General features: G+C 72.8%; 19 protein-coding genes and 1 tRNA gene. 8 read left to right on the top strand and 12 right to left on the bottom strand.

Features of this window, described 5'->3' with window-relative positions; all coding sequences use genetic code 11:
- The 3 genes from Y09_RS08705 to Y09_RS08695 form a co-directional block, all read right to left on the bottom strand.
- The coding region (locus tag Y09_RS08705) for an FtsK/SpoIIIE domain-containing protein (RefSeq protein ID WP_255351671.1) at positions 1-3060 on the bottom strand (3060 nt) is incomplete at its 3' end.
- 147 nt (positions 3061-3207) lie between these two features.
- Positions 3208-5319 carry a S9 family peptidase gene (locus Y09_RS08700; RefSeq protein ID WP_053917357.1) on the bottom strand — a complete coding sequence of 704 codons (2112 nt, stop codon included), beginning with the start codon at positions 5317-5319 and terminating at the stop codon, positions 3208-3210.
- 13 nt (positions 5320-5332) lie between these two features.
- A complete protein-coding gene (locus Y09_RS08695; RefSeq protein WP_053917356.1) occupies positions 5333-7459 on the bottom strand; it encodes a prolyl oligopeptidase family serine peptidase in 2127 nt (708 codons plus the stop codon).
- Between the two features lie 427 nt (positions 7460-7886).
- Here Y09_RS08695 and Y09_RS08690 point away from each other — a divergent pair, with 427 nt between their 5' ends.
- From Y09_RS08690 to Y09_RS08680, 3 genes are all read left to right on the top strand, one after another.
- A complete protein-coding gene (locus Y09_RS08690) occupies positions 7887-8816 on the top strand; it encodes a helix-turn-helix domain-containing protein (RefSeq protein WP_053917355.1) in 930 nt (309 codons plus the stop codon).
- A 58-nt stretch (positions 8817-8874) separates the two neighbouring features.
- Positions 8875-9762: a universal stress protein gene (locus Y09_RS08685; RefSeq protein ID WP_053917354.1), complete on the top strand. Its 888-nt coding sequence runs from the start codon at positions 8875-8877 to the stop codon at positions 9760-9762.
- Between the two features lie 59 nt (positions 9763-9821).
- Positions 9822-9907 (top strand) — tRNA-Ser (locus tag Y09_RS08680).
- 84 nt (positions 9908-9991) lie between these two features.
- Here the strand turns inward: Y09_RS08680 and Y09_RS08675 are convergent.
- Entirely contained in the window at positions 9992-10273 is a 282-nt protein-coding gene (locus Y09_RS08675; protein ID WP_029360494.1) for an HPr family phosphocarrier protein, read from the bottom strand.
- 227 nt (positions 10274-10500) lie between these two features.
- A complete protein-coding gene (locus Y09_RS08670; protein WP_053917353.1) occupies positions 10501-11388 on the bottom strand; it encodes a hypothetical protein in 888 nt (295 codons plus the stop codon).
- 76 nt (positions 11389-11464) lie between these two features.
- Here Y09_RS08670 and Y09_RS08665 point away from each other — a divergent pair, with 76 nt between their 5' ends.
- Positions 11465-12157 (top strand): TetR/AcrR family transcriptional regulator, encoded by a 693-nt coding sequence (locus Y09_RS08665; protein ID WP_053917352.1) that lies wholly within the window; start codon positions 11465-11467, stop codon positions 12155-12157.
- Between the two features lie 19 nt (positions 12158-12176).
- Here Y09_RS08665 and Y09_RS08660 read toward each other — a convergent pair whose 3' ends face one another.
- Positions 12177-13535 carry a M20/M25/M40 family metallo-hydrolase gene (locus Y09_RS08660; RefSeq protein ID WP_053917351.1) on the bottom strand — a complete coding sequence of 453 codons (1359 nt, stop codon included), beginning with the start codon at positions 13533-13535 and terminating at the stop codon, positions 12177-12179.
- Between the two features lie 58 nt (positions 13536-13593).
- The gene (gene dps, locus Y09_RS08655) at positions 13594-14085 is read right to left on the bottom strand and encodes a DNA starvation/stationary phase protection protein Dps (RefSeq protein ID WP_010550777.1); all 492 of its coding nucleotides are present in this window, start codon (positions 14083-14085) and stop codon (positions 13594-13596) included.
- A 162-nt stretch (positions 14086-14247) separates the two neighbouring features.
- Here dps and Y09_RS08650 point away from each other — a divergent pair, with 162 nt between their 5' ends.
- Positions 14248-15210 carry a hypothetical protein gene (locus Y09_RS08650; protein ID WP_053917350.1) on the top strand — a complete coding sequence of 321 codons (963 nt, stop codon included), beginning with the start codon at positions 14248-14250 and terminating at the stop codon, positions 15208-15210.
- A 157-nt stretch (positions 15211-15367) separates the two neighbouring features.
- On the opposite strand, the gene Y09_RS08645 is transcribed toward Y09_RS08650, so the two are convergent.
- Both Y09_RS08645 and Y09_RS08640 read right to left on the bottom strand, forming a co-directional pair.
- Positions 15368-15841, bottom strand: a complete 474-nt coding sequence (locus Y09_RS08645; RefSeq protein ID WP_010550775.1) for a SufE family protein — start codon at positions 15839-15841, stop codon at positions 15368-15370.
- Complete coding sequence (locus tag Y09_RS08640) at positions 15838-16752, bottom strand: sulfurtransferase (RefSeq protein WP_053917349.1); 915 nt, start codon at positions 16750-16752, stop codon at positions 15838-15840. The genes Y09_RS08645 and Y09_RS08640 overlap by 4 nt, the downstream gene beginning before the upstream one ends.
- A 172-nt stretch (positions 16753-16924) precedes the next feature.
- Between Y09_RS08640 and Y09_RS08635 the strand changes: the two genes are divergently transcribed.
- From Y09_RS08635 to Y09_RS08625, 3 genes are all read left to right on the top strand, one after another.
- The gene (locus Y09_RS08635) at positions 16925-17347 is read left to right on the top strand and encodes a VOC family protein (RefSeq protein ID WP_010550773.1); all 423 of its coding nucleotides are present in this window, start codon (positions 16925-16927) and stop codon (positions 17345-17347) included.
- 710 nt (positions 17348-18057) lie between these two features.
- Positions 18058-19839 carry an HNH endonuclease signature motif containing protein gene (locus tag Y09_RS08630; RefSeq protein WP_234695676.1) on the top strand — a complete coding sequence of 594 codons (1782 nt, stop codon included), beginning with the start codon at positions 18058-18060 and terminating at the stop codon, positions 19837-19839.
- 159 nt (positions 19840-19998) lie between these two features.
- Positions 19999-21336 (top strand): alkaline phosphatase family protein, encoded by a 1338-nt coding sequence (locus Y09_RS08625; protein ID WP_053917348.1) that lies wholly within the window; start codon positions 19999-20001, stop codon positions 21334-21336.
- On the opposite strand, the gene Y09_RS08620 is transcribed toward Y09_RS08625, so the two are convergent.
- The 3 genes from Y09_RS08620 to rlmC are packed head-to-tail and all read right to left on the bottom strand — an operon-like array spanning position 21324 to position 24156.
- A complete protein-coding gene (locus Y09_RS08620; protein ID WP_053917347.1) occupies positions 21324-22313 on the bottom strand; it encodes an asparaginase in 990 nt (329 codons plus the stop codon). The genes Y09_RS08625 and Y09_RS08620 overlap by 13 nt on opposite strands.
- Complete coding sequence (locus Y09_RS08615) at positions 22310-22963, bottom strand: SRPBCC domain-containing protein (RefSeq protein WP_053917346.1); 654 nt, start codon at positions 22961-22963, stop codon at positions 22310-22312. Before Y09_RS08615 ends, Y09_RS08620 begins: the two co-directional genes overlap by 4 nt.
- On the bottom strand, positions 22960-24156 hold the full coding sequence (gene rlmC / locus Y09_RS08610; protein WP_053917345.1) for a 23S rRNA (uracil(747)-C(5))-methyltransferase RlmC: 1197 nt from the start codon (positions 24154-24156) through the stop codon (positions 22960-22962). The genes Y09_RS08615 and rlmC overlap by 4 nt, the downstream gene beginning before the upstream one ends.
- Positions 24157-24361 lie beyond the last annotated feature (205 nt).

Raw genomic sequence — 24361 nt, 5'->3', positions numbered from 1 at the left:
GGGCGCCGCCGCCGCGGCTTGACACAACATAGAAGCATCCCAGGCGACGACGTGGACGCCGACCTCGGGGCCCTGCGCGAGGACAGTCTCGAGCGACTCGAGAGTTGTGGCCTCGGCGGGCTCGTCGAAGGAGAAGCCCTGGGCGGCGGTGGGGTCGAGATCACGTGCGCGGTGCAGACCGTGGAGGAGCAGGACGCTCGCGGCGTCCGAAGGTGAGGAGCCGTCCTGCTGTCGTCGTTCGACCAGCGCCACCAGCTCGGCGAGTGCGGCGGGCAGGCTGCGGCGGGACATCAGCCGGACCCTGTCGACGTCGGCCAGCGTCTCCAGGTAGGCGTCGAAGCCCTTCGTCTCCATCAACGGGATCAGCAGGATCTCGGCATTCTCAGAGCTGGTGAGGATGTCCTCGACCACGCCGCTCGTGAACGCCGCATCACCTTCGTCCCCGTCTCGCAGGATGGCCAGGAGGTTTCGTCCAGGCTCCCGGGACAAGGAGATCGCGGGCGGGGGCGAGAGGCTCACAGAGGCCCCAGGCGTGAGGACCGGTGCGTCGTCGCCCCGGTGCTCCCCGGAGATGGAGCGTCGCAGCTCGTCCCGGGAGACGACTCGATCCGAGGAGAACACCAGCGGCCGACGGGTGAAGCCGACGTTGTCGGCCCGCTCGCGCAGGACCTCGAGACGTGCCTCCCGGTCCGCGTCGGGCTCGTAGGCCACGCGGAAGGGGATCAGGGCGTCGGACGAGTTCGGCTCGTTGGTCATCACCCCCTCGCCGCGCGTGTTCAGTAGTCGGTGCGCGGTGGAGTTCTCCCCGAGGGCGAGCGCTGCATCGTCCGCCGAGCTGGGCAGCAGGATCCGGGTCGAGATCATCTGGAGTGCCTGGCGGTTGATCGCGACCATCCCGGAAAGGGACTGCGAGCCGAGCAGCACATGGATCCCGAAACCGCGCCCCTGGCGGATCACCTTCTCCAGGAGTTGCCCCGCCTCCAGGCCGATGCGGTCGTCCTGGGCGAAGAGCACCTGGAACTCGTCGAACACCAGGATCACCCGGGGGACGGTCTCCCCGGTGATGGCGCGGTAGGACTCGAGCCCGGTTGCCCCGCCTGCTCTCTTGAAGTCGATCGAGCGCTGCTTGATGCGGCTCTCGATCTCCTGGAGGACGCTGAGCCCGAACTCCCGTTCGCTCTCGATCGCGATGCAGGAGGCATGGGGCAGCCCGGCTCGTGCGTAGGCGGAGAACTCGACGCCCTCCTTGAAGTCGACCAGGAGGAGTTCGACCTCCTGAGGCGAGTACAGAGTGGTCAGCGTGCTCATCCAGGTGTGCAGCAGGGTCGACTTGCCGGAGCCTGGACGCCCGATCAGCAGGGCGGACGAGGTGCTCTCGGAGTCGAAGCCGAGCACCGCTGCTTCTCGAGCGCTGGACGGCCCGACCGGAGCGACCACGGAATGCGCGGAGCTGTTGCGCCACCAGGTGGTGACGTCCGCGAGGGAGGACGGTGTGGCATCACGGGGCACGTCTCGGCGTGACCCTGCGATGACGGCCTTCTCGTAGAGGGACAGCGCCCGGTCGAGCCCGGTCGTCACGCCGCTGCTCTGAGCGGACTTCCCGACGCCTTCGACGACCGCCGTGGTGAGCGCGAGCGCTGCGTCATCGCCCAGGGCGCTGCGCAGACCTTCGTTCACGAGGCGCTGGGAGTCGGCGTTCTCAGCGGTCGGGAACCAGCCTTCGTCGGACCCGAGATCGATCGTCTCGCCGAGGAGGAGGTCCGCGAAGCCGGGCTCGTGGTCCGCCGTCGCCTTGCCGTTCGCGGAGATCACGACGTGGATGCCACATCGGGGCCCGTTCTCGAGCACTCGCTGGAGCAGGTGGAGAGAGGTGCCGCGCTGGAACTGCTGGGGATAGTCATGGATCACGAGCAGGCGGTAGGGCTCCGCGATCTCCTCCGCCGCCTCGTTGTACTCGTCGATCGAGCTGTAGGTGCCTCGGAGATAGCGCTGAGTGATCCGCTCGATCGTCGCGACGAGCTCCTTGAGGAGATCCTCGATGTCCTCGTGCGAGGAGCGGACACGTCGGTGGACGAGGTCGGGATTGTGATCGCCCAGCGGGAGGAAGGGGGCGTCGGAGCGGCCCAGCCCCAGCGGATCGATGAAGGCCAGGCGCAGGGTCCCCGCCGGGAACGCCGCCAGAGCTCGGAGCACCAGGTTCCCCACGAAGCCCTCGGCGATCTCGCGGCCCTCCTCCGATGCCCAGGGGACGAGGATGTTGCCGACCGACCGCAGGTCCCTGATCCAGGGAAAGGAGATCTCGGCGAGGTGCTCGGGGACCTCGCGTGTTCCCACGGATGCACGCAGCCCTCCGAGCTCGAGCGGCTCGACCGCCTCGGCGGCACCGAGGAGCCCCTCGCCTTCGTCGACCCGCCACGCTGTCAACGGCAGTGCCGCGGGTCCTGTGGAGTCCCTGGTCGCCTCGTGCAGACGGCGGAATATCTCCTCGCGGGAGCTGTCCCGGGACTTTTCCAAGGACGACAGCCGCTTCTGCCGTGCTGCAGTGAACGCATCCCGCGTCCGCGCGTGGTCGGCGCGTGCCTCTTCGACGACTCGGCTGAGTCGGGAGGACTCTGCCCGACTGCCATGACGGACGCTTTCGAGATACGTCACGATCTCGACGAATCGTGCCTTGGTCGCGGATGGGGGCACATAGGGCAGATCGATCGCGGCACGCAGCTGCGGTACGTCCTGGAACGCCCTGTCCACAGTCCTCGTGTCGAGGGTGAAGTCGTGGGCGGGCAGCACCCCCGGAGTCGGCTGTTCCGCGTACACCTTCCTCTCCAGCAGTCTCCAGGCGCGGTCGGAGCCCGAGAGCTCGATCCTGATGAAGTCGTGGATCCTTTGCGCGAGGTCGTCGTGGCCGGCCCGGAGCCGGTCGAGGTTCCTGATGTGCTCCGCCTGTGTTCGGACGGTCTCGATCTCGGAGACGAGCTCGAGATCGAGCGCGGTTACCCGCTCGAGGTGTTCCCTCGCCCTCTGCTGAGCCAGCGCCTCGATCCCCGCCGTGCGCGGATCCACCGCCCGGCCCTCCCTCTGTGCCGATTCAGAGCGCACCGACGTCCCCCGTCCTCGTGAATGCTGGACATCAAGATCCTAGAGGAGCGGGAGCCCTCAAAGGTGTCTCCGGTCACGTGCCGGACGGGTCGACCGGTCCACCGCGGCCCGTCACAGCAGCTCCGTCGCCCCCAGCTGGTCCAGCAGCCAGGCCAGCTCGTCGGCCCGCTGCTCCCACCTGCGGTACCGGCCGGAGCGGCCTCCGTGCCCCGCGACCATCTCGCAGCGGAACACGATCGGGCGCTCGGCCTGGTCGGAGGTGACCGTCTCACGCAGGCGCGCGACCCACTTGGCGGGCTCGACGAAGAACACGCGCGTGTCGTTCAGCGAGGTCGCGGCGAAGATCGCCGGGTACTCCACCGCCTGCACGTTCTCGTAGGGCGTGTACTCCTTCATGTATTCGTACACGGCCGGGTCGTGCAGCGGGTCGCCCCACTCCTCCCACTCGCCGACGGTCAGCGGCAGCGAGGGATCCAGGATCGTGGTCAGCGCGTCCACGAAGGGCACCCCGGCGATGATCGCCCGGAACCGCCCCGGGGCGAGGTTCGCGACCGCGCCCATCAGCAGCCCGCCCGCGCTGCGGCCCTCCGCCCCGAGCCGGGCCGGGTCCACGAGGCCGCTCGCGCCGAGATGCTCCGCCGCGGCGACGAAGTCGCTGAAGGAGTTCTTCTTCTCCTGCAGCTTGCCGTGGTCGTACCAGTCCCGGCCCATCTCGCCCCCGCCGCGCACGTGCGCGATCGCGACGACCACGCCCCGGTCCAGCAGGGACAGGCGCGTGGGCACGAAGGACGGGTCGACCGAGACCTCGTAGGAGCCGTAGCCGTACAGGTAGCCCGGCGCGGTCCCGTCGGCCGCGACCTCCTTCCGCGCGACGACGCTGAGCGGTATCGCGGTCCCGTCGGCCGCCGTCGCCCACTCCCGACGCTCCACGTACAGCGAGGGGTCGTAGCGCGGCACCGGGGTGACGCGCAGGATCTCGGTCGCACCGGTGGCGACCTCCCGCTCGGCGACGGTGGGCGGGGTGAGCAGGCTGGTGAGCTCGTAGCGCACCGCCTGCTGGTCCCAGTTCGGGTTCGCGTCGAGCTCGACGGTGTCCAGCTCCCCGCCGTGGGTGAGGTCCTCCGCCTGATCGAGCCGCAGCGACCCGTCGGCCGCCCGCGGGATGATCCGCACCGAGGCGAGCCCGCCGGCGCGCAGCTCGAGCGCGACGAAGCCCGCGAAGGACTCCACCGCCAGCAGTCGCTCGCCCTCGCCGGCGACCAGCAGCTCCTCCCACTGCTCCGGGGCCGCCAGCGGTGCCTGCGCGAGCGCGAAGCCGGTGTGCCCGTCGTTGTGCACCACCAGCAGACGGTCCCCGGCGTGCTCGACCGCGTAGTCCACGCCGTCACGCCGCCCGCCGGCGGGCACCGGCGCGGACTCGGGCGCGGCGAGGTCCAGCAGCCACGCCTCCGCCGTCGTGGTGGAGGCGGACTGGATGACGAGGGTCGTCTCGTCGCGGGAGCGCTCGAAGCCGATCATGAACCGCTCGTCGCCCTCCTCGAGCACGAGCACGTCCTCGGCCGGATCGGCGCCGATCCGATGGCGCCAGACCTGGTGCTGCCGCCAGGCGTCGTCGACCCGCGCGTAGAACAGCCACTGCTGATCGGTGGAGAACGCGATGCCGTAACCGGTGCCGGCCACGGACTCGTCGAGCACCTCGCCGGCGGAGAGGTCCAGGACCCGCAGCGTGAACCGCTCGTCCCCGGCGGTGTCCACCGCATAGGCGAGCAGGTTGTGGTCGGGGGAGAGAGTCAGCCCGCCGAGGGAGTAGAACTCGTGCCCCGCGGCCTCGGCCTGGGCATCCAGCAGCACCTGCTCGCCCGCGAGCATCACCCCCGGCTCGACCTGCGGCATCGCGCCCGCATCGGCCACGCGGGTGAACCTCGGGTAGTCGTCTCCGGCGGTGGTGCGGGTGATGTACCACCAGTCCCCGCGACGCACCGGCACCGACAGGTCCGTCTCCTGCGTGTGACCGACGAACTCCTCGACCAGGCGCTGCCGCAGCGCGCCGAGGTGCGCGGTGCGGGCGTCGGCGTAGGCGTTCTCCGACTCGAGGTGCGCGATGACCTCGGGATCGGTCTTGTCGCGCATCCACTCGTACGGATCCACCACGACATCGCCGTGGTGGATCCGCTCGGTGGGGCGTCGCTCGGGGGAGGGGGCGTCCGGGTGCTGGCTCGTCATCCCTCGAGACTAGTCATCCTTCGAGTTCGGCGGCGCCCAGCTGGTCCAGGAGCCAGGCGACTCCCTCGACGCGGAGGTCCTCGCCGCCCTCCAGAGAGTCCGCGACCCGCAGCAGGACCGGCCGCTCGGCAGGATCGGAGGTCACCCGCTCTCGCAGCCGCGCCACCCAGATCGCGGCGCAGGCCGGCGGGATGTCCGTGCCCTCGAGCGCGGTGAACGCGTAGACGGCGGGGTACTCGGTCTCGCGGATGTTCTCCGCCGGGCTGCAGGCGCGCAGGGTCCGGTAGGCGGTCTCGTCCTCGGCCGGATCCCCGAACTCGGTCCACTCCTCGAGGGTGAGCATCACCTCCGGGGCCAGCAGCGTCTCCAGCGGGTCCACCAGCGGGGTCTCCGCCAGCACGGCCCGGAACAGCTCCGGCGCCCGGTTCGCGGCCGCGCCGACGACCATCGCACCCGCCCCGGTGGCCACGGCGCCGATCCGGTCCGGAGCCGCCCACCCGGAGGCGACCAGATGATCCGCGCAGGCGACGAGGTCGTCCACCGAGTGCATCCGGCGCTGGCGACGGCCGTCGTGGTGCCACTGCGGCCCGAGCTCGCCGCCGCCGCGCACGTGCGCGACGGCCACGACGACGCCGCGGTCCGCGAGCGCGAGCACCTCGGGCTGCAGCAGCGGGTCGAGGCACTGGCCGAACACGCCGTGGCCGTGCAGCAGCACCGGGGCGGTGCCGTCGGCGACCACGTCGGCCCGGGCGATCAGCGAGATCGGGACGCGGGTGCGGTCGGGCGAGGTCGCCCACAGCCGCTTCTCGACGTACCGCGAGGTGTCGAGGCCGGGCACCTCGACGCGCTGCAGCACGAACGGGTCGCCGCCGTCGAGGGACGCGCCGATCATCGTCGGCGGGGTGAGGAAGCTGTCCACCCTGCAGCGGATCGAGCGCTGGTCCCAGTCGGGGGTGTGCTCCAGCCGCACCGCGTCCAGCGGTCCGCCGGTGACGATTTCCCGCACGGCGCCGACGTCGAGGGAGCCGTCGGCCCGGCGCGGGATCATCCGCACCGCCGGCAGGGCGCCGACGCGCAGCTGCAGCGCGACGAAGCCGGCGAAGGCCTCCACGGACTCGAAGCTCTCGCCCTCCTGCGCGTGCAGCAGGGGGCTCGCGCTCCCGGGCAGCGTCCCCGACCCGAGCGGCGCCTCGGCGAGCACGCAGCGATGGGTGGCGGGGTCCGCGTGGAGCAGCAGCAGCCGGTCGCCGGCATGCTCCACGACCGTGGAGCTGCCGGGCAGGCGGTCGGTGACCTGGACGGGCGTCGCCGTCGGCGCGGCGAGGTCCAGCGTCCACACCTCGGCGGCGACCGGTGAGGTCGAGCGGATCATGAGGGCGGACCCGTCCCGGGAGCGGCTCAGGGTGAGCTCGGACCAGTGGTCGGGCTCCTCGAGCAGCACCGGGTCCGTGGAGGGGTCGCTGCCCAGCACGTGGCGGCGCACCTCGGCGCGGCGCCCGAGGTCGTCCAGACGGGTGTGGAGCAGCGCGGTCGAGTCCGCGGAGAACACGGCATCCGGCCCCGCGCCGTGCACGGAGTCGTCCACGACCACGCCGGTCTCGGCGTCGGTGACCACGAGGCGACAGCCGCCCGCGGCGGCCTCGGCCCGGGCGAGCAGGCGGTGGTCGGGGGAGAGGGCGATCCCCAGCACCCTCCGGCAGTCCTCCACCAGCACGCTCTCGCCGGGCAGCAGCTGCCCGGGAACGGGGACGGGCACGCCGGCCGGGCCGCGCACGGCCTCGCAGTCGCGGACGCGGGAGAAGGCGACGCCGTCCAGCGGGTGGGTGCGGTCGATGTACCACCAGCCGTCCAGCAGCACCGGCACCGACAGCTCCTGCGGGATCTCGCCCTCGAGGGCCCCGGCGAGACGGGCACGCAGCGGCGCGAGCGCGGAGGTGGCGCGGTCGGTGTGCGCGTTCTCGGCGGCGAGGTGCTGGCGCACCTCGGCGGAGCGGATGCTGCGCAGCCACTGGAAGGGCAGCTCGGCGGCGTCGCCGAAGAGGATGCGCTGCGCGGTGCGGGGCTCAGGGCGGGGGGCGAGGAGGGACTCCGCGGAGCGCAGCGGGGGACGCCGTGCGGCGGGGACGAGGTGATCGGTCATCGGAGCGGCTTTCCTCTCGGGGTGGCCGGTGGGGGGGATCCCGGTTCCGTGGCGTCTCGGCCGGAGGGGCCACGGCGGGGCACTGCGGGTGATCAGCTCTCCGGAGTCGGGACCCGATCGAGGAGGTCGGCGGTGACGGCGCCGCCGTGATCGGGACGCCCGCGCTCACGGGCACTGCCGCGGCGAGGGGGGACGTGAGGGAGGGCGCAGTATGCCTGGGATGCCGGGGTGTCGTTCATCGTCGGGCCCCTCCCCTTCCTCGGAGCTCGTGGACGGCCGCAGGGCCGTGCTGAAACATCGTTCTGTGATATGCGCCATGGACGCTACCCTCAGTGTTTTACAGGTATGTGGAAAGTCCTGAAAACGAGCGCGCGCACCCTCGGCGGGGGATGATCGATGGAGTGCGGCTGGAGGAGGGCGAGACGAGATGGCGACGGATGACCACGGAAGGTTCGCTCCCGAGCTGCGCGCGGCGATCAAGCGCAGCGGGCTGACCCTCACCGTGATCTCCCAGCGTCTGCGCGCGCGCAACCGTCCCGTGAGCGTCGCGACGCTCAGCAACTGGCAGTCGGGCCGGAGCCTGCCCGGCGGTGACCAGTCCCTCGGTGTCGTCGCCGCCCTCGAGGAGCTGCTCGGGCGGCCCCCGGACTCGCTCGCGGATCTCGTCGGCGGGCCGCGACTGCAGGGGCGCGCGGTGCAGGAGATGAGCTTCGTCGGGCGTCCGTCCAGCCGTGAGGTCTTCCAGGAGGCGCTCGAGGAGCTCGGCTTCGCGAGCGCGCAGCAGTACGCGCACGAGCGCGTTATCCACCAGCTCGCGATCATCGACTCGACCCAGTCGGTGCAGCGCTTCGAGCACCGCATGACCGTGCGTGCGCTGGAGTCGGGGACCTGCCGGCTCCCGGCGGTGCACGTGCTGGGGCAGAACGAGCCCAACATCGCTCCCCGCTACATCGCGACCGAGGGCTGCACCATCGGGAGGCGCGTGGCCTGGCCCCGCCGCCGCGCCTACGGGGTCGAGTTCCTGCTCGACGGGCGCCTCGACGCGGGCCAGGTCGCCACCTTCGCCTACCGGGTCGAGATGCACGCCAGCGCCATCGACGTCACGGGCAGCATGTACTCCGTCCCCCGCCCCGCGAACGACGTGCTGCTCGAGGTCGAGTTCCGCGGTCCGCGCCGCCCCCTGGACTGCGAGCGCTACCGGCGCACGGACGCCGGGAAGACGGTCTCCTCCCTGCGGCTCGACCACCGCGACCGCCTCCAGATCAGCGAGGCGCGCTTCGGGCCCGGCACCTTCGGCCTGCGCTGGTCCTGGGGCGCCGACGACGGCTTCGACGAGGAGCTCGACGACCTGTACTGACCGGGTGGCCACGGCGTATCCTGAGGTGACAGCACGGTCGCACGGGGAGGTGCGGGACATGGAGCCGTCCGCTCGGAGCATCCTGGTGGGATATGACGACACCAGCGCCGCGATGGCCGCCGTGCGCTGGGCCGCCGAGCTCGCCCACGACACCGGCGCCGGGATCCGCCTCCTGCACGCCTGGACCTGGCCGCTGCTCGGCCAGGGCCTGGCCGGCATCCCCGTGCTCGACCCCGCCGGTCCCCGCAACCAGGCCAGCCGCCTGCTGGACGACGCGGCCGAGCGCATCGCCGCCCGCCATCCCGACGTCCCGGTCACCGCCGAGCTCGTCGCCGGCATGCCGCGCGAGGTGCTCGAGGAGGCCTCCGCCGGTGTCGACCTGCTCGTCGTCGGTACCCGGGGGCTCGGCGCGGTGCTCGGGACGCTGCTGGGCTCCGTGAGCCGCGGGCTGCTCCATGACGCCGGCTGCCCCGTCGCGATCATCCGCTCGGACCAGCACCGGGCGGGCCCGGTGCTGGTCGCCTACGACGGCTCCGACACCGCTGGGGAGGCGGTCGACGTCGCCGCCGACCTCGCCGCGGCCTGGGGATCGACGCTGCGCGTGGTGCACGTGCGCACCGTCCCCCAGGCCCCCTACGGCAGCGGCGGGGAGGCCTGGGAGGCGGGGAAGGGCCACCGTGTCCTGCTCGACGAGGGCGTGGCCCGGGCGCGAGCCCGTCAGGTGAGGGTCGAGGTGCAGTCGCGGATGCTCGAGGCCCGCACCGCCGCGGAGGGGCTGCTGGACGCGGCGGCCGGTGCACGGATGCTGGTCCTCGGCCATCGCGGGCTGAGCCGGGGCCGCTTCGGCTCGACCGCCCATGCGACGGTGCTGCACGCCACCGGGAACGTCACCGTGGTCCGCCACGCCCCCGAGGGCTGGGCGGCGGCGCACGAGGACGTGACGTGACTCGCGTCCGACGCTCACCGGTTTGAACGCAGGGTGTCCGTGCGGTTATTCTGCTCGACGGTAGCGTGTCCGAGCGGCCGAAGGTGCATCACTCGAAATGATGTGTGGTTCATAGCCACCGCGGGTTCAAATCCCGCCGCTACCGCCCCTGACCTGGAGTTTCCTCCCGGTCGACGAAGGCCCTCGCCGATCCGGCGGGGGCCTTCGTGCATGCGGCGGGCGGGGGCGATCAGCTCTCCTGGAACTCCTCGTCGAGGTTCGTCTCGAGCAGCGCCGCGAGGGCGTCCAGCGACTCCTCGGCGCCCTCGCCCTCGGCGCGCAGCGTGACCTCGTCGTCGAAGGCGACGTCGAGGGTGAGGAGCATGAGGATGCTCGAGGCCTTCACGGGGCCGGCGTCCGCGGTCTCGATGGTGACGGCGGCAGGCTGCTCGGACGCGGCCTGCGAGAAGAGGGCCGCCGGGCGGGCATGGAGGCCGCTCGCGCTCGCGACCTTCACGGTTCGTGCTGACATCTGGCAGGCCTTTCTCGACATGGTCGCCCCAGGGTAGCGCCGCGGAGTGTCCTCGCGGGCGTTCATCCGTTGTTACCGCGCCGTTCACAGAGGTTTCCGACAGGTGGAGATCCCCCTTACATCCGTCCGAGAAGTGCGTTCGGGGTCGTCGGCGGGCGCTACGGTGGTGCGGCCGTCAGGGGTGACGGAGCGGCGACGCGCTCGGGGGAGCCGCGTCCCGGGCCGTCTCAGCGGAACGGCCCCACGACCCCGGGGGAGTCGTAGCCCGACATCCCCGGGGGCAGGGCCTCTGCACCGGAGGGTCCGAGCGCCGCCCGGCCCGCCTCCGTCAGCGCGAACCAGCCGATCATATCCGGGCCGGGCGTGCGTCCGCCGATCGCCTGCCAGGTGGTTCCCACGTGCTCCACCACCTCTGCGACCGGCATCGTCCACGGTCGGAAGCGGCCCTCCACCACGAAGCCCGCGGCCAGCTCGCCGCGCACCAGCATCCTCGCCAGCAGCACCGGTCCGCGCCGTGCGAACTCCTCGTCCTCGAGCGCGCCGGAGGCGGAGATCTCCTCGACCACGTCCCCGGGATGCAGGACCCGCCGCCGGGCCAGGCCCAGCAGGCGGCGCTCGATGCCCGAGGGGGAGGAGGCCGCATGTGCGGCGAGCGCCGCCTCGGTCGCATGGACGGGTGCCCCGGCCTGCTCCGCGCGGATCCCGCCCTCCTCGTCCGCGACGACGAGCGCGCCCCGCGGGCCCTCGAGCCGCCACGGCGCCGCGGTGTGGAGCGCTGTGGGGCCTTGCGCGCTCCGGAGGGCCAGGCGCACCGCGCCGTCCTCCTGCAGCTGCGCGTCGAGGACCTGCGCGCCGACGACGCGCGGATCCCGCAGGCCGACGGCCGGGTCGGTCCCGGGGGCGACGCCGCGTTCGAGGTCGTGCGCTCCCTCGAGCAGCTGGGCCCGGGAGGAGAGCACGCTGCCGCGGGCGGTCACGGTCCAGGTGCCGCGGGCGGCGACCCGGGTGTGCACGATCGTCTGCCCGATCAGGTCCGCGAGAGGGGCGGGGAGCCCGTGGGCCCTTCGGCCGTCGGGGCCGGGAGATCCGGCCAGGCCGGACAGGAAGGCGCGCATGCACCCATCCTGCCGCACGCTCCGGCCGCCGCGCGGCTCGCCGGTCGGTGCCCGGGTGCTGGACTACGATGACGCAATGACCTCATCGACGTCCTCCGGCGAACGCGCCCCGGATCCCCGTCCAGCCCGCACCCGCGCCGCGATCTTCGCCGCCGCCCGCGAGCTGAGCGCGGACGACGGCGAGGTCACCGTCAACGCCCTGGCCAAGCGTGCAGGCGTCAGCCGCGCGGCGTTCTACAGCCACTTCACCGGGCTCGACGACCTGATGGGCGCGATGCTCCAGGAGATGTTCGATGCCGCCTGGGAGCACGGACGCGCCAACGGCGCCGCCGGCTACACGATCGTGCAGCACGTGCAGCACGGCTACGCGATGATGGCCGCCTACATCGAGCGGCACCATGCCTTCCTCCGTGGCGCGCTGGACTGGAAGTCCAGCCACCGTACCTACATGATCCTCACCGGGACGATGGCCGCGCTGCACGTCGAGGCGCTCAAGCGCATGCCCGACAGGCTCCCGCCCCGTCCCGGCATCGAGGCCCTCGCCCGCAGCCTCACCGGCGGGGAGCTCGTCCACGCCGACCACTGGCTCGTCGCCACCGAGGAGGCGGCGAGGGCCGGGGAGGAGCTGGACGCGACCGAGCTGCTCGAGGTCATGCTCGCCACCGCGCCGTCCTGGTACGTCGGCCTCGGCCCCGACGAGCCGATCCCGGCCGCGGAGCTGCTGGCCTCGACCCGCACCTACGGCGAGGACGCGGCCGACCAGTACTGAGCGCCACCCAGGGGCGGGCTCAGCAGGTCGCGACGAGACGCAGCAGCACCCGCGCGCCGAAGCGCACCGCGTCCACCGGTACCCGCTCGTCCACGCCGTGGAACAGCGGGGCGAAGTCGAGGTCCGCGGGCAGCTGCAGCGGCGCGAAGCCGTAGCCGGCGATGCCGAGCAGGCTGAGCGGCTTGTTGTCGGTGCCGGCGCTGAGGCAGTAGGGCAGCACCTTCGAGCCCGGGTCCTCCGCCTCCACCGCCGCGGTCATCGCGTCCACCAGCGGGGACTCGCGCGGGGAGTCGACGGAGACGCCGATGTGGTCCACGACCACCTCGACGTGCTCGCCGGTCAGCTCGTCCAGCAATGACAGCAGCTCCTCCTGGTGCCCGGGCAGGAAGCGGCAGTCGAAGCCGGCCTCCGCGGTCTGGGGGATGACGTTGACCTTGTACCCGCTCTCGAGCATCGTCAGGTTCGCCGAGTCGCGCAGGGTCCCGGCGACGAAGTGGCGGGCCCCGCCGGTCAGGGGCAGGAAGCGGTCGATGTCCTGATCGTCCCAGCCCTGCCCGGTGATCTCGGTGATCCCGTCGAACAGCGCGCGGACGCTGGCGATGTACTCGATCGGGAACTCGTGCTCGTCGATCGCGGTGATCGCGCGGGCCAGGCGCACGATGGCGTTCTCGTCGTTGGGGACCGAGCCGTGCCCGGCGCGGCCGGTGGCGCGCAGCCGCCCCCAGGCCAGGCCCTTCTCGGCGGTCTGGACGAGATAGGCGCGCACGTCCTCGCCGGTGGACTCCTCGGGCAGGGTGATCGAGTAGCCGCCCACCTCGCTGATCGCCTCGGTCATGCCGTCGAACAGCTCGGGGTGGTTCTCCACCAGCCACTGGGCACCCCAGACGCTCGCATTCTCCTCATCGGCGAAGAAGGCGAACATGAGGTCGCGCGGCGGGGCCTGCCCGCTGCGGGCCAGGTGACGGGCGACGGCCAGGATCATCCCGACCACGTCCTTCATGTCCACGGCGCCGCGGCCGTGGATCATCCCGTCGATGATCTCGGCGCCGAAGGGGTCCACCGACCAGTCCTCGGCGCGAGCCGGGACCACGTCGAGGTGGCCGTGGAGGATCAGGCCGCCGCGCTCGCGGTCCTCGCCCGGAACGGTCACCAGCACGCTGGGACGGGCGGGGTGCGACTCGACCACCTGCGGCTCGAGGCCCACCTCGCGCAGCCGCTCGACGACGTACTCCGCCGCCTCGGTCTCGCCCTTCCCCCAGGTCTCGGGGTCGTTCCCGCCGAAGTTCGTGGTGTCGATCCGGATGAGCTCGCGGGTGAAGCGCACGGCCTCGTCCTGCAGCAGGGCGAGCTCGTCGGCGGTGGGGGCGGCGATCGGCATGCCGGGGTCCTCCTCGGGGTCGGGTCCGTTCACCGTACCCGGCCCCTACGGAAGAGGTTCAGGACTGTGAACGCTCGAGATGCGCGCGCACGAACCACTGGAACTTCTCCAGCTCGGCGGACTGCCCGATCAGGATGTCCTCGGTGATCGGGTCGAGCTCGCCGGCGAGGGTGATCGCCTTGCGGTGGGAGGCGATGACGCCGTCGTAGACCTGGTCGATCGCGGCGAGGTGCTCCTGGGTGCCGGCCCTGCCGAGCTCGTAGTCGCTCCAGCCGCGCTCGGCGACGAGGCGACCCGGGGTGCCGACGGGGGAGGCGCCCAGCTGCGCGATCCGCTCGGCGACCTCGTCGGCGTAGCCGCGCACGAGCTCCACCTGCGGGTCGAGCATCTCGTGCACCGCGATGAACTGCGGGCCCACCACGTTCCAGTGGGCATGCTTGAGGGTGAGGTGCAGGTCGTTCAGGGCGTGGAGGCGGTCCTGCAGCGCTTCCACGAGCCGGCGGGAGTCGTCGGTGCCGAGGCCGGGGACGGTGTAGCTGAGGTCGGTCATGAGTGCTCCTTGTCGTGATCGGGTCCCGGCGGCCGGGCGGCGGCGCCGGGGACGTGCGGATCCTTCCCCTCCATCCTCTCATCCGACCCCCTGCCGCCGACAGGGACCTCCCTCCTGCCCCGTACGATGGCCCCGTCAGCGTCCCCTGCGGAAGGAGCGCCCATGAGACCCGTCGACGAGCTGCGCGACCGGCTCCACGCCGCGCGCCGACGCGCCGAGATCGCGGGTGCCCGCGCCGACGTCCTCGCCCAGGCGCGGGCCGTGGTCCCCGAGCTGCCGCGCGACGCTGATGCGGGCCACCTCGAGCGGGCCGCCCGACGCCTGGTGCGGCGCGCCGCGCAGGACGACTTCGCCCGCGAGGGGATCACGAGGATCCCCGTCCCCGAGGCGACCGGACGGGCCGAGCTGCGCCGCGCCGACCTCGCCTCCGACGCGGCCTTCCACGCGGTCGTCGAGGACGTGCTCAGCGCCGTCGAGATCGTGCCGAGCCCGCTGGAGAGCGACGACGCGGTCGCGCTGCGCGACGCCCGTGCCTCGTCCGACGCCTACGGCCTCTCGCCCGAGGTCGCCTCCGATCTCGCGTCCTACCTGCTGGGCCGCGCCTTCCTGCTGCGCGACGAGGAGCGCGACCTCGACGCCTATCTCGACCGGCACGAGAGGCAGATCCGCGAGGACATGCGCAGCGCGCTGGTGCGCCTGGTGCGGGTGCCGCTCGAGCTGCGCAGCGCCCGTGAGCGCCACAACCGGATCGCGAGCGGCCTCGCCCCCGAGCCCGCGGGCTCCGCGCACCGAGCCGGGACAGGTGCTGGGACTGCCGGCGGGGCCGGCGGGACGGGGAGCGGCGCGAGCGGTGTCGGCGCCGCTGCCCGCGAGGCCCTCTCGCAGCGCGCCCGCTCGGCGATGGACCACGCCCGCGCCGAGGCCGGTCGTGCCGCCCTCGGCGCCCTGCGCAGCGGTGCCGGCCGCGCCTTCGAGCGCTACGGCCGAGGGGGCGACGGCGAGGATGTGCGGGGCGGGGAGGCGCGGAGCGCCGCGGACCGGGCCCGGGACCAGCGTTCGGGCGGGCGGCAGTCCGGCGAGCACCGCGCTGCCGAGCAGACCGTGCACGACCCGCGATCGGACTGATCGGGCGTCGGTCGGGCCCATCGGCCGGACCTGTCGGCCGGTCCACCGGCCGGACCCATCGGTCGAGCCCGTCGGCAAGCCGGCGCGCCGTCCCCCTCGACGCACTGCGGCGCCGCCCCCTCGGGGACGGCGCCGCAGTGCAGTGGGAGGGGCCGGCTCAGACCCCGGCCTTCTCGGAGAGCTGGCGCTTGATCCGCGCGAGCATCCCCGACATGCCGTTCAGTCGCAGCGGGCTGACCACCTCGGCCAGGCCCAGCTCCCCGGTGACCGTGTCCGGGGTGTCCAGCACCTCGCCCACGGAGCGACCGTCGAGGGCCTCGGCGAGGATCGCGGCGAAGCCGCGCGTCGTCGGCGCCTCCGGCGGGGCGGAGAAGAACAGGTGCGCGGTCGCTTCACGACCCTGCCCCTCCACCTCCGTGGCCAGGAAGATCGGGGACTGGCACTCGGGCACCGGCTCGAGCAGCTCCGGGTGCTCGGAGTAGCGCTCGGGCAGCTCGGGCAGGCCCTGCGAGAACTCCAGCAGCAGCTGCAGGCGATCCTTCCCGCCGAGCGCGTGGAAGTCGTCGGCGATCTCCGCGAAGCCCTCGGGCAGCGCGGAGGTCGCGGCGTCGGCGCTGTGCGTCGGGCTCATCGGGCGGGGACCCCGCCGGGCTCGGTGCCCTGCGCGATCGGCAGGCGCACGCCGTTGCCCCACTCGGTCCAGGAGCCGTCGTAGTTGCGCACCGAGTCGAAGCCGAGCAGGTGGGTGAGCACGAACCAGGTGTGCGCGGAGCGCTCGCCGATGCGGCAGTACACGACCGTCGGCGTCCCGGTCTCGAAGCCGAGCTCGCCGAGGTAGATCGCCTCGAGCTCCGCGCGGGGCTTGAAGCGGCCGTCCTCCGCGGCGGCGCGGGCCCACGGCACCGAGCGCGCGGTGGGGATATGGCCGCCGCGCACGGTGCCCTCCTGCGGGTAGTCGGGCATGTGGGTGCGCTCACCGGAGTACTCCTGCGGGGAGCGCACGTCGATCAGCGGCCCGCCGAGGAAGTCCAGCACATCCTCACGGTAGGCGCGGATCGGGGCGTCCTCGCGCTCGATGACGGGGTAGCCGCTGGTCGGAGCGGGGCGGCCCTCGGTCGAGGTCGTCATCTCGCGGCCCTCGGCCTCCCAGGCGGCGCGGCCGCCGTCGAGCAGGCGCACGTCCTCGTGGCCGAACAGACTGAACACCCACAGCGCGTAGGCGGCCCACCAGTTCGACTTGTCGCCGTAGATCACCACGGTGGTCTCGCGGGTGATGCCGGAGGCGTCCATGAGCTTCGCGAAGCCCTCGCCGTCGACGTAGTCGCGGGTGACCGGGTCGTTGAGGTCGAGGTGCCAGTCGATCTTCACCGCGCCGGGGATGTGCCCGGTCTCGTAGAGCAGCACGTCCTCGTCGGACTCGACGACCACGAGCCCCTCGGTCTCGCCCGCGGCGAGCCGGTCCGCGAGCCACTGCGTGGTCACGAGCCGCTCGGGGTGGGCGTAGTCCTGCAGGGAAGGAGCCGGATCGGCGGGAATGGTCATCAGTTCACCTTTCGACGGTCGATATCGCACGACGTATGCCCCCAGTCTGTCACCGTCGTGCGCGCAGTGGCGATCCGGCGATGACGCTGTGCGCGGACACGCGGGAGGAGACCGCGCGGACACGCGCGATGTGCTTCCCCTGCGGGGCCCGTGCTCCTACGGTGGCCCCATGATGGAAGACCTGGACACAGAGCCCGTCATCCCCACCCTCGACCTCACCGTCCTCGACTGCCCCGATGCCCTCCAGCTGGCCACCTTCTACGCGAAGCTGCTCGGCTGGCGGGTCGAGGAGGGCAGCGACTCCGACTGGGCGGAGCTGGTGCCGCCCCGCGGCCGTCGCAGCGAGGACGACCCCGACGGCGAGGCCTCCCTCGCCTTCCAGAAGGTGGCGGACTTCCGCCGCCCCACCTGGCCCGACGGCGACCACCCCCAGCAGTTCCACCTCGACCTCTCCGTCACCGACATCGACCGCGCCGAACCCCGGGCACTCGCCCTCGGCGCGACCGTCCACGAGCACCAGCCCTCCGCCTCCGGCAGCTTCCGCGTCTACCTCGACCCCGCGGGACACCCCTTCTGCCTGTGCCTGACGGCCTGAGGGCTGGGTCCGTATGACAACCGCTTGACTGACGAGCCGGCGTCGCCGGCGCTCGCCCCTGCGCCCCTCCGTGTGATCACGGAGGGGCGCTCTGCGTCGTGGAGGGGCTCGGCGCGGTGAGGCCGACGGGGATGCGCGGCCGACGACGATCCCCTGATGCCGGGAGCGGTCGACGCCGTGCTGCGCCGGCATGGGCGAGGGCCCTGTGTGCGTCGTCGGGAGTCGCCTTTCGTCACGACGTCAGGTGGAGGATGAGGGGAATTCGAAAATGCTGGTTCTCTGGATCGTTCGATATTTCGGTGTATTCGGTGAGAGTGTCGTCCATTCCTTCCGCCCGCCGCCTCTCGTGGCCTGTCGCCTGGCCTTCCGTGGTCGTGGCGCGTGGCGTCCAGTGCGTCTCGAGGGTCCGCCCTCGGCGCCGGATGCGTCGACGTGGAGTCGGGGGGAGAGTGCAGGTCGAGCGCCTAGCGGGAGGGTGCGACAAACAAGCATCGTCGTCCACGGCGGGGTGTGTTCCGGTGGATGAGTCCGCGCTCGATCCTCGCGCGGAGGGCTCGTCCACAGTGACTTCTCCTCCCCACGGGGTGGTTATCCACAAAACGATCCCCATTTCGCTCTGGGGGTTCTGACATGGGCGTGTGGTCGGTAGTGTCTAGGTATTCGAAGAAGGGCTCATCGGTGAGTGCCCGGACAGCAGGGAGGTGGCGGCAGTGGGGGAGTTCGACGACATCGAGGACGAGAACGCGCGCCGCGACGCATCATCGTCCGAGACCGCGCGACAGTCCTCGTCGAGCGATGCCTCCTCGGTGCCGGGTCCGTCGAGCCCCGGCTCCGCCGCTGACCCCGTCGCTGACCCCACCGCCGGTCCTGCGGCCGACCCGGACAACCGCCCCGCCGTCGACCCGGCCGCCGGCCCCGCCGCTCCCGCCCGCGAATGGCGCGTGCGCGCCCGTCGGGAGCTCACCGAGGAGCTGATCCTCGAGGAGGTCGGCGGCATCGAGGGGAAGAACGCCGGCCGCGTGCTCACGCTCCACTCCCTCATGCGAGAGCAGGCGCAGCTCCACGCCCGCCGTCTCCGCCATCTCGCGGACTTCTTCGCCGTCGACCCGGACAACGAGGGCTCGCTGATCGACGCGGACATGACCGCGATGAAGGTCGCCGTGGGACTGCGCTGCTCGATCACGCAGGCCACCTCGCAGATCCGCGACGCCCACCACGCCGTCGTCGACCTGCCCCGGATGTTCGCGCACCTCGAGGCCGGCGACCTGCCGGAGGACTACCACCGCTTCCTGCTGCGCCAGGTGCGACGGCTCGACGCCGACCAGATCCGCCTTGTCGACGAGCACCTGGCCGGCGTGGAGATCCCCTCGATCCCCCGCAGCACCTTCGAAGCCCAGGTGCGACTGGCCGTGGCCTCGGTCGGGAACGAGCTGAAGCCGCCCCGCGAGGCGCGCGAGGTGCGGATCGACGGTGTCGACTCCGAGCAGGGCGTCGCCTGGATCACGATCACCGGCCCGATCCCCGAGATCCGCAGCCTCGGCCTGCGGCTCGACGCGAGCGCCCGCGCCGTCCAGCGCGCCCAGCGCGTCGCGCTCGAGGCTGGGGAGGAGGAGCCGATCCCCTTCGACCTCGACGGCGACGTCCGCGACCGGGAGCGCCCCCTCAGCCTGTCGGCCCTGCGCTACGCGATCCTCACCCGCACCATGCTCGACCTCGACCTGGTCGAGGAGACCGCCCAGCCGTTCAAGATCCTCGTCACCGTGCCCGTGACGACCCTGCTCGGGATGGACGACTCCCCGGCGATGCTCGACGGGCTCACCCCCATCCCGGCCGACCTCGCCCGGGACCTCGCCGCGACCTCCTCCGTCTGGTACCGGATCCTCACCGACCCGATCTGCGGGACCCACCTCCCCGCCCGGATCGACACCTACCGGCCTGACGCGCAGCAGCGCATGCAGCTGCGGCTGCGCCACCCCGTCTGCGCCGCGCCCGGATGCACCCGCCCCACCGCGCTCGCCGCGGAGGACGACCACATCATCGAGTACGACCACCAGGATCCCGCCCGAGGCGGCCCGACCTCCCTCTGGAACCTCCACCGGCTGTGCCGCCACCACCACCAGCTCAAGACCGCCGGGCTGATCGACCCCGCCAGGGATCCCCAGGACGACCCCGACCGCGGGGACCGCAGCACCAGCGCCGAACCGCTGGTCACGACCTGGCAGCTCGAGCAGGACCTTCGGGTGCGCACCGCGGAGAACACCGATCTGCTCACCCCGCGCATGACCCGCCGTCTCGACCAGGCCGAGCGGACCCACCGTCGCGCCCGGGAGGCCAGGCAGCGCGGACCCGACGAGCCCCGCTGCCGAGCCCTCGACGAGGCCGAGGACCATCTCGCCGAGATCCAGCTCGAGGACGAGTTCACCAGAGTGCGGACGAAGCGCCGTATCATCCCGCCCGGGCCGCCGCTCGACGTGGACCACCCGCCGTTCTGACTGCCGTGTACTGATCCGGACGCCCCGCCGCGGCGCCAGGTCGACCATGAACGGCGCCGACCGTGCTGTTCGCCCGCGGTTCACCGCCGCGACCGGAGGCGGAGACGAGCGCCTCCTAGCGTGAGGGCGCCACGATCACTTGCCCGGAGGAGCCCCGCCATGACCGAGACCGCCCGCCCCCGACGACGCCTCCTGGTCATCTCCGTCGACGCGATGAGCGTCGTGGACGTGCCCTTCGCCCGCACCCTCCCGCACTTCGCCCGGATCCTCGAGGGCAGCTGGGGCAGCGCCGAGGCGATCTACCCGTCCGTCACCTACCCGAACCACACCTCGCAGACCACCGGCCGCACCGCCGACGGCCACGGCATCTACGCCAACGAGAAGGTCACCCCCGGGGAGCGGATCCCCGACTGGTTCTGGGACGCCCGCGACATCGCCTGCCCCACCCTCTTCGACCTCGCGAAGGAGCAGGGCCTGACCACCGCCGCCGTCGGCTGGCCCGCCACCGGCTGGTCGCCCTCGCTCGACATCGCCGTCCCCGAGATCTGGGACCGCGCCGGGCTCGAGCCCACCCTCGCCGTGCTGCGTGAGGCCTCCACCCTGCGCGGCCGCGAGTACGTCGACCGCCATGCGCACGAGATCGGCTGGGATCGCAAGCACCGCTTCGGCCGCTTCAACACCGCCGTCGCCGCCGACATCCTCCGCACCGACGCGCCCGACGTGCTCTTCCTCCACCTCGTCGACGTCGACTCCGCCCGCCACGCCACCGGCCGCTTCACCGCCGAGGTCAAGGAGGCGTTCGAGCGGGTCGACGGCTGGTTCGGCGAGCTCCTCGCCGCCCTCGAGGACGCCGGCACCGCCGCCGAGACCGACATCGCGATCGTCTCCGACCACGGCCACGTCGAGGTGGGGCGCGTGCTGCGCGCCAACGCGCTCCTGGCCCGGCAGGGCTTCGTGCGCCTCGACGCCGACGGCGAGGTCAGCAGCTGGGACGCCTGGGTGCACGGCTGCGGCCTCACCGGCCAGCTCCACCTGCACCCCGAGGCCGACGAGACCACTCGCGAGAAGGTGCTCGCCCTGGTCGAGGACTGGGTCGCCGACCCCGAGGTGCCCGTCCAGGCCTTCCACCCGCTGACCGACATGCACGAGGACTACGGCTGGTCAGGCCCCTTCCTCGGCATCCTCGAAGGGGTCAGCGGCACCGCCTTCCAGAACCTCTGGGACGGCCGCTGGCTGATCGACCGCTTCGACCCCGAGTACGAGTTCCTGCTCTCCCAGCACGGACACCTCCCCGAGCAGGACATCCAGGCCGTGTTCGCGATGACCGGGCCCAGCATCGAGCCCGGGCGCCGCATCACCCGCTGCACCGTCACCGACGAGGCCGTCACCTTCGCGCACCTGCTCGGCCTCGAGATCCCGGACGCCGACGGACGCGTGGTCGAGGAGATCCTGCGGCCGGCGCCTGTGCATCTGCAGGCGGTGCCTCAGGAGGCGTAGGCCTCGAAGGCCGCACGGATCCCGTCGGCCGACGCCCCGGAGGTCAGCAGCACCTGCAGCAGCAGGCGGGCCTTCGGGGCGGGCAGCAGCCCGGCCATCACGGCGCCCGCGTCCAGCAGGTCCACCTCGGAGCCGGGATAGCCGTAGTGGTGCGTGGAGGTGCCGCCGCCGAAGGGCCGCGCCGCGACCACGACAGGCACCCCCTCGCCCAGCAGACGGCGCAGACGCGGCATCGCGGCGGGAGAGACGTGCCCCATCCCGACCCCGTCGATCACCAGCCCCGCCAGTGCCTCGGCGGGGAGGTGGTCCAGCAGCGCGAGGTCCTCGTCGAGGCCCGCGGTGAGCAGCGGCACCGCCGGGAAGCGATCCGGCGGGAGTCCGCCGGAACGGGCCGGACGCGGCAGGGGGAGATGGAGGAGGCGGAGGTCCTCCGCGCCGATGATCGCGAGCGGCCCCGAGGGCTCCGAGGCGAAGGCCGAGACCCCGCGGGAGGAGGCCTTCACGACCCGGTCCGCGAGATGCGCGTGGGCGTCGAACACGACCAGCACGCCCAGGCCGCGGGCCGACGGGGCGGTCGCCGCGCGGACCGCGTCGCGGAGGTTCGCGGGCCCGTCGGCGCCGGGCGCGCTCGCCGGACGCATCGCCCCGGTCACCACCAGCGGCGCCTCCCGGTCCCAGAACCGGTCGAGCAGGAAGGCCGTCTCCTCGAGGGTGTCGGTGCCGTGGGTGAGCACCACGCCGGCCGCGCCGGCATCGACCGCGGCTCGCGCACTCTCCAGCACGGCGCGCAGGTGGTGGGGGCGCACATCGGAGGAGGAGATGTTCGCGAGCGCTCGGGGTCGCAGCTCGACGTCCCCGCCGACGGCGGCGAGCAGCCGCGCCCCCGCGTCGTCGTCCGGGCTGGCGCTCTCGCCGCGGGCGTCCTCGGTCATGAAGATGGTGCCGCCGAGGGAGAGCACCTCCACGAAGGCGCTCACTCGGTCTCGATCTCCTCGCCGAGATAGGCGGCGGCGGTGCGCACCGAGGCCTTGCGGGCAGGCTTGCGGTCCGCGCCCCCGGCGACGTGCGCCTCGTACCAGGCATCCGCCGTCGCGCGCGTGAACTCCGCGCCCTCGGGCGAGCCGGCGAAGCTGCCCAGGCGGCGCATCAGGTCCTTGCCCGGATCCTCGAGGTGCTGGGCCAGCGCGTACAGCGCCGCGTCCCAGCCGCAGCCGGTCGCGGCGGGTCCGAAGGTCGCCCAGTGCGCGTCGGCGGGGACGGTGTGACGGAGGGTGAGGATGCTGCCCCCGCCGTCGCCGTCCGCGCCCTCCTCGGCGGGGGTGAGCAGCAGCTCGACGTCGCTCGAGCTCTTCCCGTACTCCCAGGTCAGCAGTAGGCGGCGGGGCGGATCGACCTCGACCAGGCGGCCGCTGGTCTCCATCTCGGGCAGCTCGTAGCGCCCGCCGGGGACCACGTCGCCGCTGGCGGTGCCGAACCAGCGGGCGAGCCGCTCGGCCGTGGTCAGCGCCTCCCACAGCTGCTCCGGGGCGGCGTCGAAGGTCTGGGAGAGCGCGACCGTGTTCCCGTTCTTCGCAGGGCTGACGGTGCGGGTCACGGCGGTCAGCTGGGCGGTGGGGGTGTGAGTCATGAGAGGCCTTCCTCGCCGGGGGCGATGCGTCGCAGACGCACGATCACCTCGGCGTGCTCGGTGTGGGGGAACATGTCGACGTAGCGGCCGGCGACGATGCGCAGCGAGGGCATCGCGGCGAGATCGTCGGCCAGGCTCGCCGGATTGCAGCTGGAGTAGAGGACGTCGCGGACCCCGGAGCGCTCGAGCCAGCCGGCGAGCTCCGGCCCGAGGCCGCGGCGCGGCGGGTTCACCACGACGATATCGGGCGGGCCTGCGGGGCCGGCGGCCTCCTCGATCGCCCACGCGGTCGCGTCGGCCGCGAGGAAGCGGACGTCGGCGCCCGCGGCCTCCGCCCCCTCGCGCGCCCCGTCGATCGCCTGGGCGGAGACCTCCACCCCGGTGACCCGGGCGGCGGGGAGGGCGCGGGCGAGATGCAGGGCGAAGCCGCCGAGGCCGCAGTACAGGTCCCAGATCCGCAGGCCGGGGCCCGTCTCCTGGTCTTCCCGCGCCCCCGCGATCTCGCCCGCCCACTCCGCGCCCTGGCGGTAGAGCGCGCCGGCGACCTCGGTGTGGGTCTGCAGGAACGACTGCGGGCGGGAGAACAGCGTGACGTCCCCGGTGCGCACGGCGAGACGACCGGCCCCGGCCAGCGGGATCTCCTCCTCGCCCTCGACGCGCGTGGTGTGCTCGGGGTGGATGTTCGCGCTGACCGACACGACCGAGGGATGCGCCTCGAGCAGCCGCGGCAGGTGCTCCCGCAGCCGCTCCAGCGCCGCGGTGCTGCGCAGCACGAAGCGGAGCAGATGCTCCCCGTCCGGAGAGCTGGTGACCAGCACGTTCTTGATCTCGCCGCGGCGGCGGGCGACGTCATAGGGCGGGATCTGCGCCCGACGGATCAGGGCCTTCGCCCCCTCGAGCACCTCCTCGACCCCGTCCGGGTAGAGGGGGCAGTCGCACAGGTCGGTGCCCGCGGACTGCCCGGGCAGGGTCAGCAGAGGCGCCTGGGCGGTGCCGCCGACGGCCATCTTCCCGCGGGCGCGGAAGCCCTGCTCCGCGCCGACGATCGGCCCCGACCAGTTCGTGCCCGGCGCGAGATGCGGGGCGAGCAGCTGCTCGACGCGCTCACGGCCGCGGGCGAGCTGCCGCGGGCGGGGGAGGTCCAGCAGCGTGCAGGACCTGCACGCGCCGGAGTCGAAGTGGTGGCACCGCACCCCTGGAGTCTACGAGCCCGGCCGTCGGCTGTCGCACCCCCGCGCTACCGTCGCCGACGGGTCACGAGACGCGGCCGGACTCCCTCGACAGAGGCCGCGCGGCAACCGGAACCGAACCCGGTGCCCGTCGAGGAAGACCCGGCCGGGGGCGTCCGCCCATCCGGTCAGATGGCCCGGGGCCTCCGCGGGCCCTTCTCGGAAGGTG

Origin of the sequence: Brachybacterium sp. SW0106-09 (assembly GCF_001293905.1) — a bacterium.
Classification (GTDB): Bacteria; Actinomycetota; Actinomycetes; order Actinomycetales; family Dermabacteraceae; genus Brachybacterium; species Brachybacterium conglomeratum.
The sequence above is the reverse complement of the archived record's forward strand: the minus strand, read 5'-3'. Positions and strand labels throughout refer to the sequence as shown.

What these genes read in the sequence shown, in the direction of transcription:
- Y09_RS08700 (WP_053917357.1), bottom strand. Translation starts at nt 5,319, where the DNA reads ATGACGAGCCAGCACCCGGACGCCCCCTCCCCCGAGCGACGCCCCACC.
- Y09_RS08695 (WP_053917356.1), bottom strand. Translation starts at nt 7,459, where the DNA reads ATGACCGATCACCTCGTCCCCGCCGCACGGCGTCCCCCGCTGCGCTCC.
- Y09_RS08690 (WP_053917355.1), top strand. Translation starts at nt 7,887, where the DNA reads ATGGCGACGGATGACCACGGAAGGTTCGCTCCCGAGCTGCGCGCGGCG.
- Y09_RS08685 (WP_053917354.1), top strand. Translation starts at nt 8,875, where the DNA reads ATGGAGCCGTCCGCTCGGAGCATCCTGGTGGGATATGACGACACCAGC.
- Y09_RS08675 (WP_029360494.1), bottom strand. Translation starts at nt 10,273, where the DNA reads ATGTCAGCACGAACCGTGAAGGTCGCGAGCGCGAGCGGCCTCCATGCC.
- Y09_RS08670 (WP_053917353.1), bottom strand. Translation starts at nt 11,388, where the DNA reads ATGCGCGCCTTCCTGTCCGGCCTGGCCGGATCTCCCGGCCCCGACGGC.
- Y09_RS08665 (WP_053917352.1), top strand. Translation starts at nt 11,465, where the DNA reads ATGACCTCATCGACGTCCTCCGGCGAACGCGCCCCGGATCCCCGTCCA.
- Y09_RS08660 (WP_053917351.1), bottom strand. Translation starts at nt 13,535, where the DNA reads ATGCCGATCGCCGCCCCCACCGCCGACGAGCTCGCCCTGCTGCAGGAC.
- dps (WP_010550777.1), bottom strand. Translation starts at nt 14,085, where the DNA reads ATGACCGACCTCAGCTACACCGTCCCCGGCCTCGGCACCGACGACTCC.
- Y09_RS08650 (WP_053917350.1), top strand. Translation starts at nt 14,248, where the DNA reads ATGAGACCCGTCGACGAGCTGCGCGACCGGCTCCACGCCGCGCGCCGA.
- Y09_RS08645 (WP_010550775.1), bottom strand. Translation starts at nt 15,841, where the DNA reads ATGAGCCCGACGCACAGCGCCGACGCCGCGACCTCCGCGCTGCCCGAG.
- Y09_RS08640 (WP_053917349.1), bottom strand. Translation starts at nt 16,752, where the DNA reads ATGACCATTCCCGCCGATCCGGCTCCTTCCCTGCAGGACTACGCCCAC.
- Y09_RS08635 (WP_010550773.1), top strand. Translation starts at nt 16,925, where the DNA reads ATGGAAGACCTGGACACAGAGCCCGTCATCCCCACCCTCGACCTCACC.
- Y09_RS08625 (WP_053917348.1), top strand. Translation starts at nt 19,999, where the DNA reads ATGACCGAGACCGCCCGCCCCCGACGACGCCTCCTGGTCATCTCCGTC.
- Y09_RS08615 (WP_053917346.1), bottom strand. Translation starts at nt 22,963, where the DNA reads ATGACTCACACCCCCACCGCCCAGCTGACCGCCGTGACCCGCACCGTC.